This is a genomic window from Nibricoccus aquaticus, assembly GCF_002310495.1.
Taxonomy (GTDB): domain Bacteria; phylum Verrucomicrobiota; class Verrucomicrobiia; order Opitutales; family Opitutaceae; genus Nibricoccus; species Nibricoccus aquaticus.
In genome coordinates this window covers 3,690,984-3,704,364 of record NZ_CP023344.1, presented here as the reverse complement: position 1 = coordinate 3,704,364, position 13,381 = coordinate 3,690,984, and the positions used below count along the sequence as shown (strand labels likewise).

Here is a 13,381-nt window from a genome sequence, read left to right as displayed (position 1 = left end):
TCAGCCTCCGAATTTTTTCTGCACCGTGTGAATCTGACGGCTCAACAACCAGACCGTCGCCGCGGCCAGTCCGAGATAGAGCACGAGGAAGAGATAAAAGTGATAGACCATTCCCGGCACCGGAGTGACCGCGTCTTTCGTTCGCATGATGCCATAAATAATCCACGGCTGGCGCCCGACCTCCGTGACGATCCAGCCCGCTTCGATGGCAATCATGCCGAGTGGCGCGCAGAGCACGAGCAACCACAACAACCAGCGCGGAAACGCGGCACGACGGAGAAACCAAAAGTAGAGCAGACTGAGCAACGCGAGCAGCGAGCCGATCCCGACCATCACTTGAAACGCGATGTGCGTGATCACGAGCGGCGGCCACTCGTCGCGCGGAAATTTATCGAGCCCGATGACCTCGGCGTTGATGTCGCGATGTGCGAGCAGGCTGAGCGCTCCGGGAATTTGCAGGCCCCATTTCATCGTCTGCGTGTCGGCATCGGGAATTCCGCCAAGGGTCAGCGGCGCGCGTGGACCGGTTTTGAAATGTCCCTCGATTGCGGCTAGCTTGGCAGGCTGGAACTCGGCAACGCGTTCACCGGCGAAGTGTCCGACGAATGGCTGCAGCAACGAAGCCGTCGCACCGAAGATCATCGCGATCTTGAGCGCCTTCATGTTCAGGTCCGGCGCACGACCGCGCAGAAAAAGCCACGCATGGATTCCCGCGACGGCTAGACCCACGGCCTGAAGCGCGCCGATCTGCATGTGCAGACTTTGATGCAGCCACGCGCGATTAAACATGGCGGCGACCGGATCGACATTCTGCGCCGCACCATCGACCCAGTCGAAGCCGTGGGAGAATTCATCCAAGAATTGGCGGCGACGACAAAGATGCCGGAAGCAAAACCCGAGATGCCGACCACAAGACCCGTTGCCCAATGCACCCACGGATGCATGCGTTTCCATCCGTAGAGAAACAGGCCGATCGCAATCGCCTCGATGAAGAACGCCGTGCCCTCCCAGGAAAACGGCATGCCGATGATTGCGCCCGCGTGCCGCATAAAACCAGGCCAGAGCAGCCCGAGCTCGAAAGAAAGCACCGTGCCCGAGACCGCGCCGACCGCGAAGAGGATCGCGACTCCCTTCATCCACATCTTCGTCAGCTCGAGGTAAACGGGATCTTTCTTCTTCAGATACCGGTAATGTGCCGCCGACATCAGAAACGGCATCGTCATGCCGATCGCCGCAAAAACGATATGGAATCCCAATGAGAAACCCATGGTGGCGCGCGCAGCGACGAGGTCATCCATGATGACGTAGGCTAAGGTGAGTAATCGCCCGCGCAAGTGGCCAGCCGCTCTATTCGGAAAGGATAACGCACGCTAACAATCGTCATTCAAACGCCCACGCGCAGTCGGCGAAGGCATTCACGAATTTAGCATGACCGTTTGCCACAGGCAGGATGCTGCGACGGCTAGATCTTCGTCACGTCGAGCGTCGCCCGCGTTTTCTTCGGCAGCTTAGCCACAACCAGATCGTAACTCCGTCGGATGCGACGTTCCAACTCCGCCGCAGACAACGCCGCGAGATCACCGACCCGCACCCAGTGCCGCTTCGCGCAATAAGGCGCCTGCGTGATGCCATCGATGTCCGTGAGATCGTCGAATTCCTCCGGCGTGCACTTGAAGACGACCCCGTCGATCGTTTCGCCATCGAGCGCGATGATCAGAAACATTTTGCCCGCGACTTTATAAACGAGGCACTCGCCCCACTGCTTGACCCAGGTGGTCTGAGGAAGGGAAAGCGCGAACTGGCGAAGTGCAGGCAGGCGCATGATGGGCAAAAGGTGGTCCGTTCTCGCGTGCGAGCGCAAGGCCCTGACTCCACGCGCCCATCATGCTCTCAGCGCGAACATTTCTTCTCCTAGGCTCTGCCCGTTCATCCCCTTAAACGTCGCGCACTTCAAAATGTTGGCCGCCAGCCAGCGCCACTCGCCCGATGAGCCGTGTTGCACTCGGAGCAGTCCGCGCTACGTTGGCCGCACTTAAAACCCCAGTCCCTTTCCCCATGAAACACCTCCTCCCTCTTTTCGCCGCCGCCACTTTGCTAACCAGTTCCGCCTTCGCCGACATTCGCAGCTACCACGGCGGATTCACTATCGGAGTCGGCGGTCACCACGGCCATCATCGTGATCACGGCCACCATCATCACAGCTTCGGTCACCACCGAGGATTTGGTCACAGCAATTACTACAACCACGGTTACCTCGGGCTTGGCTACAGCTCCATTTTCCACCCCGCCTATTTTGCGTCAGACTATTCGTCTCCCGCCTACTCGGTCGAAGAACGTACTGTCGTCGTTCAGGAACGCGCTCCGAAAGCTCCCCGCACTTCCACCTATGCGCCAAGCTGGACTCCCGGCGGCGGTTGGAAAACTCATCCATGGTACCGTTCCCGTCCGTCGGTCATCACCGTACCCGACACGTTGAACGACGCGCGCTCGTCCGCGCAGCTTCAGCAGATTTACGGCGAACAAGCCTCTTCACTCACACGCTGACATCAGTAAGGCGTGGCCCGCCTTCCAGCCCGCAGTCCTCTGCCTCCAAACGCCGCGCCCTTGTGAGCGCGGCGTTTGCTTTTTTTTGCCGGCTCCACGCGGGAAAATCACGCTTCTCATTTTTCCTTATCAAGCCGCCCCTTGACTCCGCCCGCGCTCGTGCCGTTACCTACTGCAGTTACATGCGACACATCGCCCAGGCGCTTCGACTTACCTAGACGCACGATCCGAGAAGGCCGTGAAAGGCTGATCTGTGCGTCCATCCGTTGCCTGAGTTCGCCCGCCGCCCCTCTGCGGCCAGAGGCGTTTTTATCGTTGGTCAGTCCATTCCCGCATCGTTAATTCTTTTCTCGTTTCGTCATGCAACCTTCCCCCGTTTCCAAATACCGGCCCTTCCCGCCCGTCGATTTGCCTAATCGCCAGTGGCCCAGCCGCACGCTCACGCGCGCTCCGATCTGGTGCAGCGTCGATCTCCGCGATGGCAACCAAGCCCTCGCCCAGCCCATGAGCGTCGAAGAAAAATTGGAGTACTTCGACCTGTTGGTAAAAATCGGCTTCAAGGAAATCGAGGTCGGCTTCCCCTCTGCGTCGCAGATCGAATTCGATTTCTGCCGCCGCCTCATCGAGGAAAACCGCATCCCGGCCGGCGTCTCCATCCAGATCCTCTGCCAGTGCCGCGAGGACTTGATCACACGCTCCCTCGAAGCCTTGCGCGGCGCGAAGAGCATCATCTTCCATCTCTACAACTCCACGTCGCCAAAGCAGCGCGAGTATGTGTTCAACGCTTCGCGCGACGACATCATCCGCATCGCCACGCACGGTGTTTCCTTCCTCAAGGAAAAGATGCAGCCACTCGTCGCCGAGGGCACACGCGTGCGTCTGGAATATTCGCCCGAGAGTTTCACGAGCACCGAGTTGGATTTCGCCTTGGAGATCTGCGAGCGCGTCACCGACGTGTGGCAACCGACGCCGGAAAACAAAATCATCCTCAACCTCCCCGCCACGGTCGAGTACGGCACGCCCAACGTGCACGCCGACCAGATCGAGTGGATGTGCACGCATCTCACGCGCCGCAGCAGCACGACCATTTCGCTCCACACGCACAACGACCGCGGCACCGGTATCGCCGCGACCGAACTGGCGTTGCTAGCCGGAGCCGACCGCGTCGAAGGCACGCTCTTCGGCGTCGGTGAGCGTACCGGCAATCTGGATATCGTCACCACCGCGCTGAACATCTACACCTACGGCATCGAAACCGGCCTGGATTTCGGCGACTTGAATCACATCCGCGATGTCTACGAACGCTGCACGCGCATGGAAGTGCCCGCTCGCCAGCCCTACGCCGGCGAACTCGCCTTCACCGCCTTCAGCGGCTCGCACCAGGACGCCATCAAGAAATCCTGGGCGCACCAGAAACCCGGCCGCCCATGGGATGTGCTCTACATTCCCGTCGATCCCGCCGACGTCGGTCGCAGCTACAAGGCGATCATCCGCATCAACTCGCAGTCCGGCAAAGGCGGCGTCGCGTACATCCTTGAGAACGACTACGGCTTCCAGTTGCCCAAGCTCATGCACAAGGAGATCGGCCGCATCGTGAACGATCTTGCCGACGCCAAAGGCACCGAGCTCACCACGGAAGACATCCACGCCGCGTTTCTCCGCGAGTACATCGAGCGCCGCGAGCCTGTGACCTTGGAGCACTTCAAGACCACCGAGCGCGACAGCGCCGTGACGTGCGAAGCCTCGATAACCCTCAACGGCAAACGCCACGCACTCACCGCCTCCGGCAACGGCCCGATCGATGCCTTCGTACGCGCGCTCGGCACGACTGTGCTGCCGAAATTCGAAGTCCTCAGTTACTCCGAACACTCGCTCGGCAAAGGCGCGGAGGCACGTGCCGTGTCCTACATCCAGATCAAGACCGACCGCGGCCAGACGCTCTTCGGCGCCGGCATCGACACCAACATCGAGTTGGCGTCGATCAAAGCCATCGTGAGCGCGCTGAACCGCGCACTCGCGAAGTAAGCGATCTCCGTTCTCTCTCCAAAGGCGGGCCTTCACCGGCCCGCCTTTTTTGTACTGTCCGCCAGCCACCCGTTTGCCGTTTGCTCACACCACTCTGCGCTTCTCCCAAACCATGCGATTCCCCTTCGCCTTTATCCTGCTCACGCTCATCTGCGCTCTGCCCTTCACCCGCGCCGCCGAGAAAATCGACCGCCACGCGCTCGTCACGCGCCACAACCCGCACATCACGAAAGTCGATCCCGACGCCACGCTCACGGTCGGCAACAGCGGCTTCGCCTTCGGCTGCGACATCACCGGCATGCAGACCTTCGCCGAGTTTCACCACCGCAACGGCATCCCCACCGAAATCCTCTCCCGCTGGTGCTGGGTCACCGATCCCAATCCCAACAACTACACCCTCGCCGACGCCTCCAAGCCTTACAAACACCCCGACGGCACTGAGCAACCTTACGCCACCCTCGCCTCGACGCCCGCAGGTCAATACCTGCGCACCAACCCACGCAACCACCCGCTCGGCCAGCTCGCCCTCGAATACGACAAAGCTGACGGCACCCCGCTCGCGCCCGAAGACATTCAAGAACCCAACCAAACGCTCGACCTCTGGACCGGCATCGTCACGAGCCAGTTCAAACTCGACGGCGTGCCCGTGAATATAGAGACGGCATGCAATCAGGGCACGGACACCGTCGCGATAATCATCACCTCGAAGCTCGTCGCAGACGGGAAACTCCGCCTCCGCCTCGCGTTTCCCCGTGGCCACAAACTAGACGTGAAAAATACTCCAGGCCTGGATTGGTCGCATCCTGCGACACATTCATCGGAGCTTCTGATGCCTGATCTTATCGAGCGGCAAATTTCGGGGACAAAATACCATGTAAGATTAGATCGCCCCGGGCTTCTCACGAAGACCTCGCCTCATGTTTTCAAAATTCAGGATGCTCCAGGAAAATCACTTCTCGAAGTGACTCTTCGCTTCTCATCTCAGCAGGAAAAAAATGAGCTAAGCACCGCTTCCGTTTTCGCGGGGGCCACTCTGCACTGGCAAAAATTCTGGGAATCCGGCGGCGCGATCGACTTCACCGGCAGCACCAACCCGCTCGCGAAGAAAGTCGAGGAGCGCATCGTCCTCTCGCAATACCTCATGGCCGTGCAGATGGCCGGTGATGTGCCTCCACAGGAAAGCGGACTCACCTGCAGCACGTGGTACGGCAAGCATCACACCGAGATGATCTGGTGGCACGCCGCGCACTTCCCGCTCTTCGGTCGCGACGCGTTGCTCGAAAAAAATCTCGAATGGTACCAGGCCCAGCTTCCCGCCGCGCGCGAACTCGCGAAATTCCGCGGCTGGAAAGGTGCGCGCTGGGCCAAGATGACCGGCCCCGACATGCGCGAAAGCCCCGGCGGCCCGCCGCTCATCGTCTGGAACCAGCCGCACATGGTTTATCTCTGCGAGCTGCTGTATCGAAATAATCCCACGCCCGCCACACTCGCCAAATACCGCGACCTCGTCCTCGAAACCGCCGACTGCCTCGCCTCAATGGTCTGGTTCGATCCCGCGCGCAAACAATACGTGCTCGGCCCGCCACTCTGGATCGCCCAAGAAATCGGCGATCAAGCCACGAGCCAGAATCCCGGCTTTGAACTTTCCTACTGGCGCTGGGCGCTCGACATGGCCCAGCAGTGGCGCACTCGCCTCGGCCTGCCGCGCGACGAAAAATGGGACCACGTCATCGCGCACCTCGCGCCGATCCCTCAACGCCACGGCATGTACGTCGCGCTCGAATCGCAGCCCGACACCTGGGACAACATCGAGAGCCGCCACGATCATCCACAAATGCTGATGCCGCTCGGCTTCCTCCCCGGCGGCCCCGACGTCGATCGCGCCACCATGGACCGCACCCTCACCGGCGTTCTCAAACAATGGGACTGGGAAACCAAAATCTGGGGCTGGGATTATCCGCTGGTCGCCATGACCGCCACCCGCCTCGGCCGTCCCGCCGAAGCCATCGAAGTCCTCATGCGCGAAGGCCCCAACAATAAGTATCTGCCGACCGGACACGCTCCAGTCCGCAGCGACGAAGCGTTGCCAAAAGACGCCCCTCCCGGCGCCCGTAAACGCGAAATCGCCGTCTACCTCCCCGCGAACGGCTCCTTCCTCGCCACCATCGCGCTCATGGTCGCCGGCTGGGACGGCTGCACCGAAGAATTCCCCGGCTTCCCCAAAGACGGCAGCTGGCAAATCCGCGCCGAAGGCCTCCACCGCTCTCTTTGATCCAACCCCTACCGCCCGTCGTCGCTTTCCCGCCCCACCGCCCAACCGGCTTCACTCCCGTGGCTTCACCAGCGCCACACCGAAATGATCGTGAACCGAAAACAGCAGCGGCGGTGACTTCATCGCATCCAGGCGCGCGATACCCGGCATTTTTCTGAGCGCCCCCGCAAGAAACGATTTTCCGAGCCAGCGCTTCCACATCATCAGCGCCACCCCCTGCGCGAGATCCTTCGCGTGGTTTTTCCTCCCGCGAAAATGCGTCGTGTAGCGCAGCTCCCGGGCAATCGTCCACCGCTCCGTCCTGGCCAACCAGCGCATGTAACGACTCCCGAGATACACGAGGTGAATCGGGAAACTCATGTACCAGTAAAAGGGCAGCGACCGCCGCGCGAGCCAGTGCTCGGAGTTACCCGTGAGAACAAGCAGCACGCCGCCGGGCGCCAGATAACGCCGCAGATGACGAAACACCGCCGCAGGATCACGCACATGTTCGGCCACATCCATCAGCACGATCGCCCCGAAGCTCTCTTCATTTCCCGGCAGTTGATCCATCGCATCGCGCCCGAGCATCGTGATCCCTCGGCTCGACGCGATCCCTCCCGCATCAGCGTTCGGCTCGATGCCAAACCGCACAGAATCCTTCGGCAGCGTCTCCAAAAAATCCCCACGAAAACACCCGACATCCAGCACCCGCTTGTTCGGCGCGAGTTCACGGATGCAGTTCCGAATCCATCCCCAGTGACCGGGCACCTCATACGCCCAGCTATCCGCCGGCATCGCCGCATACGCCGCGCGCAACGCCTCGTCCGGCGGCATCGGCGAGCGAAAAACCAGCCGACAGCTTTCGCACTCGAAGAGCCCGCCCGACATCTCCCGCAACGCCACGACTTCAGCGTTTTCCGCCCACTCGCAAAAGGACGACTCCCCCAACGACCGGGATGATCGTGACGCGCAACTCGGGCAGGCTGTCGTTCCTGTGTCCATGGGGTTGCGCCATGCCGCCGACAACGCCGGTCATTGTCAGACTTAAAAATCACCCCGCTCCCAGTCGACGCCCCTTCGCTCGCTCGCACCGCTCGTGGCCGTCTTCATGCCCCCGCTGCCCGACACCAAACCTGCCGCACATAACAGGCGCCGAGTTACCTCTTGACTACCAGACCAGACTTGGTCTGGTCTCCATGCATCATGAAGACTGTCAACATTCAAGCCGCCAAGACGCATCTTTCGCGTCTCGTCGAGGAGGCCGCTACCGGCGAGGAGATCATCTTAGCCAAAGCCGGTAAACCCATCGCCAAGTTGGTCCCGTACGCGAAGACACGGAAGGCCCGGGTCGGCGGTTTTCTCAAAGGCCAAATCTGGGAGGCTCCCGACTGCTGGGAGGCTGACGAAAAGCTCAACAAGCTCATGGTCGAGGGTCCGTTATTCCCCGACGAGCCAGGCAGCACGATGCTTGTCGCCGAGGAGAAACCTCAATCATGAGGCTTCTCCTCGATTCTCACGTCCTCATTTGGTGGCTCGAAAATCCTGATCGCATCGCGAAGCCGCTCCGCGATGCGATCAGCGATCCCACCAACGACGTCTTCTTCAGCGCCGCTTCCATCTGGGAGTTAACCATCAAGTCCTCACTCAACCGTCTGCGCCTCCCTCCCAGTTTCGTCACGCTGCTTCGACACGACGGTCTCGACGAACTGGAGATCAACACTTCGCACGCTCAAGCGACCGCCTCCCTTCCTCCCATCCACGGCGATCCTTTTGATCGCATGCTCATCGCACAGGCTTTGACCGAAGGACTTGTGCTGGCCACGCGCGACGCCACCATCATGCGCTACGACGTGCCAGTCATCGAAGCCTGAGCGCCGTCCTCCACTCCATGAAATTCACGCCCGCCAAACCGCCGCTCACCGGCGAAACTCTCGACACGCTCACCGAGCGTCTCCGCGAGCGCGGCGAGCCTGCGTTCCGGGCGAAGCAAATCCTCGACTGGGTTTACAAAAAGCGCGCCCGCTCTTGGGACGACATGACCAACCTCTCGAAGCCCCTCCGCGCCTGGCTCGATGAGACGTTCGAGCTCATGCCCGTCTCCCTCGTGCTCGGCAAACAATCCACCGACGTCACCGACAAACTCCTCCTCGGCCTCGGCGACCGCTCCCTCATCGAGACCGTCATCATCCGCGCCCCGCAAGACGGCGTCGGCATAGAGCACTCCCGCAAAACCATCTGCATTTCCACCCAGGTCGGCTGCGCCATGGCCTGCGCCTTCTGCGCCAGCGGACTCGCCGGCTTCAAACGCGACCTGAACGCCGGCGAGATAGTCGCCCAGCTCCTCCAGGTCTGCTACCGCGAAGACGCCCGCACCGTCCGCGCCCGCGAGGAACTCGCCTCCTTCGACAACATCGTCGTCATGGGCATGGGCGAACCCCTGGCCAACTACGACGCCCTCATGCGCGCCCTCACCATCCTCAACGCCGAGTGGGGCCTCGGCTTCGGCGCGCGCCGCATCACCATCTCCACCAGCGGCCTCGTCCCGAAAATCCTCCAGCTCGCCGACGAGAAGATGGGCTTCCGCCTCGCCATCTCGCTCCACGGCGCGACCGACGAAGTCCGAGAGAAGATCATGCCCGTCAACAAGGCGTATCCGCTTTCCAAGCTCATCCCCGCGATCAGCGCCTTCTCCGAAAAACACGGCCGCATGGTCACTCTCGAGTTCATCCTCATCGAGGACGTCAACGACTCCATCGACCAGGCCGGCGAGCTCCGCGACATCGCCCGCGATCTCCACGCCCACGTGAATCTGATTCCCTACAACACCGTCGAAGGCCTCCCGTGGAAACGCCCCAGCGTGCGCCGCCAGGAAGACTTCGCCGACGTCCTCCGCGCCGCCCGCGTCCCCGTCACCCTGCGCCGCGAAAAAGGCCACGACATCGACGCCGCCTGCGGCCAGCTCCGCCTCAAGACGGAAAAAGACCGCGAACTCGCCAGCGCCTGAGCCAGTTCACCGCGCGCACGCCGCTTCTCTCGCACGCGGGCGACTTCGCCTGCCCTTCAGTGCTTATGACTCTGCCCGAGCTCATCCACACCCGCCGCTGAGATCATCGGCGTCGCCACAGTCGCCTCCGTCGTCTTCACCACTTCCCCGCGCGCAAACCGCCCCGGCCGGAACACCGCCCGCGTCTCCCGAAACGGCACAGCAATCCGCTCCAGCAACTGCCGCGCCGCCTTGTCGTCCGGAGTCAGCAGCCGCCCCGCCTCGCTCATCAACTCCAGATGCAGATTCCCTACCGCCCAGCCGATCCCCGCCGCCGCCGACGCCGCCACTTGTAACGAGATTTCCAGCACAGCCTCCTCCTCCTGCCGGATCACATAACGCGCCTCCGCGCTCTGCCAAAGCACATCGCCATGCTTGAGCGGCCTCTCCAGCTCGCACCCAAACTCCACCCCATCCTCCGCCGCTCCCCGCCACAACCGCTTCGCCAGCTTCAACCGCTCCACTCGCACCGCCACCTCCGGCAGCGCCAGATTCACATCGCTCACCGGCTTCGAAATCATCTGCAACATGCCGCCCACTACCTCCACATTCTCCACGCGCATAAAGCCCAAACTCACCGCGCCCCACGACTTTCAAGTCGCCATGTCCTCTCCGGCCCCTGGCATCTTCCCCTCTGGCTTCTGGCCACCCTCTTCCGCCCCAATCCTGTTCATCCTGTTAATCCTGTCTAAAAAACTCTGCCCCTGACCGTCTGAAGTCCCGCCTCTTCCTCCACGCCGTAAATCTTAAATAGCTCATACCTCCCTGCCGATGCGCAGCTCGCACTTGCCCGCCACTCTCTCCACCTTCGTTTCATCTCCCCCATGACGTTCCCCCTGTCCTCCGCAGCGCGCCCCTTCACCGCCCTCGCTATTCTTGCCGCGCTGACGTTCGTCCTCCCTCCCGCCGCCACTCACGCCGCGCCCCTCACCATCTCCCTCCCGGCCCCCGCCGCCCCCGCTCCCGAAACCTTCGTCATGGGCACCGCGCGCCACCCATCCGGCTCCACGCTTTCCCTCGATGCGCGCAGCCTCCTCCGCGACGGCAAACCCTGGACTCCCGTCATGGGCGAGTTCCACTTCACCCGCTTCCACGAAGCCGACTGGCGCGAAGAACTCCTCAAAATGAAAGCCGGCGGCATCGACATCGTCGCCACCTACGTCTTCTGGAATCACCATGAGGAAACCGAAGAAGTCTTCGACTGGACCGGCCGCCGCAACCTCCGCCAGTTCCTCATCGCCTGCCGCGACGTCGGCATCGACGCCGTCGTCCGCTGCGGCCCCTGGTGCCACGGCGAAGTCCGCAACGGCGGCATCCCCGACTGGGTCTTGGAAAAAGGCTGGAAAGTTCGCTCCGACGACTCCGCCTACCTCGAACGCGTCCGCGCCCTCTACCAGGAAATCGCCGCCCAGTGCCGCGGTCTCCTTTGGAAAGATGGAGGCCCCGTCGTCGCCGTGCAGTTGGAGAACGAATACGGCGGCCCCGCCGAGCATCTCCTCACGCTCAAGAAACTCGCCCGCGACACCGGCCTCGACACTCCCTATTACACGCGCACCGGCTGGCCCGCCCTCAAGACGCCCATGCCCTTCGGTGAAATCCTCCCCCTCTACGGCGTTTACTCCGAAGGCTTCTGGGACCGCGAACTCACCCCCATGCCCGGCAACTACTGGGCCGGCTTCCACTTCTCCCGCCTCCGCGAAGACGCGAACATCGCCAACGAAGCCCTCGGCAAACGCGAAGCCAAAGACACCCCCGACGCCGACCGCTACCCCTACCTCACTTGCGAAATGGGCGGCGGCATGATGTCCGCCTACCACCGCCGCATCCGCGTTTATCCCGCGGACATCGAGTCCACCGCGATCGTCAAAATCGGCTCCGGCTCCAACCTCCCCGGCTACTACATGTACCACGGCGGCACCAACCCCGAGAGCCGCACCGGCATCACCCTCGAGGAAAACCAGTCCACCCGCATCACCAACTGGAACGACATGCCCACCCGCGGCTACGATTTCCAGGCTCCACTCGGTGAATACGGCCAGACCCGCCCTCACTATCACTCGCTCCGCCGCCTCCACCTCTTCCTCCGCGACTTCGGCCCCTCCCTCGCGACCATGCCCTCCGTCCTCCCCGACCAGCGCCCCTCCGGCCGCGACGACACCGCGACCCTACGCTGGTCCGCCCGCTCCGACGGCCGCTCCGGCTATATCTTCGTCAACAATTACGAACGCCTCAAAAATCTCCCCGCCAAGTCCGCCGTCCAGTTCTCCCTCAATCTCCCCGGTGGCCTGATCAACTTCCCCTCTTCCCCCGTCACCATTCCCTCCGGCGCCCGCTTCATCTGGCCTTTCAACCTCGACCTCGGCCAGGGCGCCCGCCTCGTCCACGCCACCGCCCAGCTCGTCTGCGCCATCGACGACGGCACCACTCGCACTCTCTTCTTCGCCGAGACCCCGGGCGTCGAACCCGAATTCCTGATACAAGAAGCCGCCCACAAAACCCGCCTCGACTCCGGCAAATCCACCCGCGACGCCTCCCGCCTCCTCATCAACAAACTCAAACCCTCGACCGAGCCCTTCGCCCGCCTCGGCGATAAAAACGCCACCGTCCAGCTCGTCCTCCTCAGCGAGCCCGACTCCCTCGCCCTCTGGAAAGGCCGCTGGCAGGGCCGCGACCGCGTTATCCTCTCCCCGGCCGACATCGTCTTCGACAACGACCAGCTCCGCCTCGTCACCAGCACGCCCGGAAGTCTCCACGCCTCCGCCTACCCCGCCCCCGAAAAAGTCGCCGCCACGGCCGACGCCAAAATCGCCACTAAATCGGACGGCCTCTTCCGCCGCTTCACCCCGCCCGCCCCCGAGCCCTTCGCATCGAAAGTCACCGCCGAAAAATTAAAAGACGCCGGCCCGCCCCGCAACGTCCACCTCGGCAAAGCCCCCAAACCCGTCGCCGCCGCTCCCGACGACAACGACTTCGATCAAGCCGCCATCTGGCGCATCAAATTCGAAAACCTCGACGACTCCACCAACCCGCTCGTCCGCGTCCGCTACACCGGCGACGTCGCCCGCTTCACCCTCAACGGCCGCCTCGTCACCGACGATTTCTTCAACGGCAACACCTTCGACCTCGCCCTCAACCGCCTCGGCCGCCTCACCTACGCCGAGCTCCGCCTCGCGATTCTGCCACTGCCCAAAGACGCCCCCATCATGCTCCCGCCCGGCGTGAAGCCGTCCTACAACAGCATCGGCGCCGCCCTCAGCCTGGACAACGTGGAGTTGATCCCCCGATACACCACCACACTCACCGCCTCCGGCAAAAAATAACCCGCACCCCGTCCGCATCATGTAGGGCCTGAGCTTACTCAGTGCCTCCGTGTAAATCTCCGAAGATGGAGCGTGCTCTCCCGGCGCACTTTCCGATTCTCGCCAACGTCCTAACCGCGTGGGCGAAGCCTATACGCAGCGCGGCTCAGATCCTGACGCCCGTTATTCCAAGTCCCTTTTAGCGGGGACAAAATT

The 13,381-nt window shown here is 62.3% G+C and carries 10 protein-coding genes and 1 pseudogene; 7 read left to right on the top strand and 4 right to left on the bottom strand.

The window, feature by feature from the left end; genetic code table 11:
- Positions 1-1,298: pseudogene (locus CMV30_RS14950) on the bottom strand (cytochrome ubiquinol oxidase subunit I).
- 164 nt (positions 1,299-1,462) lie between these two features.
- Positions 1,463-1,822, bottom strand: a complete 360-nt coding sequence (locus CMV30_RS14945) for an MmcQ/YjbR family DNA-binding protein (protein WP_096056777.1) — start codon at positions 1,820-1,822, stop codon at positions 1,463-1,465.
- 233 nt (positions 1,823-2,055) lie between these two features.
- On the opposite strand from CMV30_RS14945, the gene CMV30_RS14940 reads away from it, so the two are divergent.
- From CMV30_RS14940 to CMV30_RS14930, 3 genes are all read left to right on the top strand, one after another.
- Complete coding sequence (locus CMV30_RS14940; RefSeq protein WP_096056776.1) at positions 2,056-2,544, top strand: hypothetical protein; 489 nt, start codon at positions 2,056-2,058, stop codon at positions 2,542-2,544.
- Positions 2,545-2,904: 360 nt separating this feature from the next.
- Positions 2,905-4,569 (top strand): 2-isopropylmalate synthase, encoded by a 1,665-nt coding sequence (gene leuA / locus CMV30_RS14935; RefSeq protein ID WP_096056775.1) that lies wholly within the window; start codon positions 2,905-2,907, stop codon positions 4,567-4,569.
- Positions 4,570-4,681: 112 nt separating this feature from the next.
- Positions 4,682-6,841, top strand: a complete 2,160-nt coding sequence (locus CMV30_RS14930) for a hypothetical protein (RefSeq protein WP_245844240.1) — start codon at positions 4,682-4,684, stop codon at positions 6,839-6,841.
- A gap of 51 nt (positions 6,842-6,892) precedes the next feature.
- Here the strand turns inward: CMV30_RS14930 and CMV30_RS14925 are convergent, their stop codons facing one another.
- On the bottom strand, positions 6,893-7,771 hold the full coding sequence (locus tag CMV30_RS14925; protein WP_175414899.1) for a class I SAM-dependent methyltransferase: 879 nt from the start codon (positions 7,769-7,771) through the stop codon (positions 6,893-6,895).
- A 255-nt stretch (positions 7,772-8,026) separates the two neighbouring features.
- Here CMV30_RS14925 and CMV30_RS14920 point away from each other — a divergent pair, with 255 nt between their 5' ends.
- Genes CMV30_RS14920 through rlmN form a run of 3 tightly spaced genes read left to right on the top strand, consistent with a single transcriptional unit; the run spans position 8,027 to position 9,827 of the window.
- Entirely contained in the window at positions 8,027-8,320 is a 294-nt protein-coding gene (locus tag CMV30_RS14920; RefSeq protein WP_096056773.1) for a type II toxin-antitoxin system Phd/YefM family antitoxin, read from the top strand.
- Complete coding sequence (locus tag CMV30_RS14915) at positions 8,317-8,694, top strand: type II toxin-antitoxin system VapC family toxin (protein ID WP_096056772.1); 378 nt, start codon at positions 8,317-8,319, stop codon at positions 8,692-8,694. Before CMV30_RS14920 ends, CMV30_RS14915 begins: the two co-directional genes overlap by 4 nt.
- A gap of 17 nt (positions 8,695-8,711) precedes the next feature.
- Entirely contained in the window at positions 8,712-9,827 is a 1,116-nt protein-coding gene (gene rlmN / locus CMV30_RS14910) for a dual-specificity RNA methyltransferase RlmN (RefSeq protein ID WP_096056771.1), read from the top strand.
- Positions 9,828-9,883: 56 nt separating this feature from the next.
- Here the strand turns inward: rlmN and CMV30_RS20820 are convergent, their stop codons facing one another.
- Positions 9,884-10,444 (bottom strand): urease accessory protein UreE, encoded by a 561-nt coding sequence (locus CMV30_RS20820; RefSeq protein WP_281254864.1) that lies wholly within the window; start codon positions 10,442-10,444, stop codon positions 9,884-9,886.
- 246 nt (positions 10,445-10,690) lie between these two features.
- Here CMV30_RS20820 and CMV30_RS14895 point away from each other — a divergent pair, with 246 nt between their 5' ends.
- Complete coding sequence (locus CMV30_RS14895) at positions 10,691-13,186, top strand: beta-galactosidase (RefSeq protein ID WP_096056768.1); 2,496 nt, start codon at positions 10,691-10,693, stop codon at positions 13,184-13,186.
- Positions 13,187-13,381: the final 195 nt, after the last annotated feature.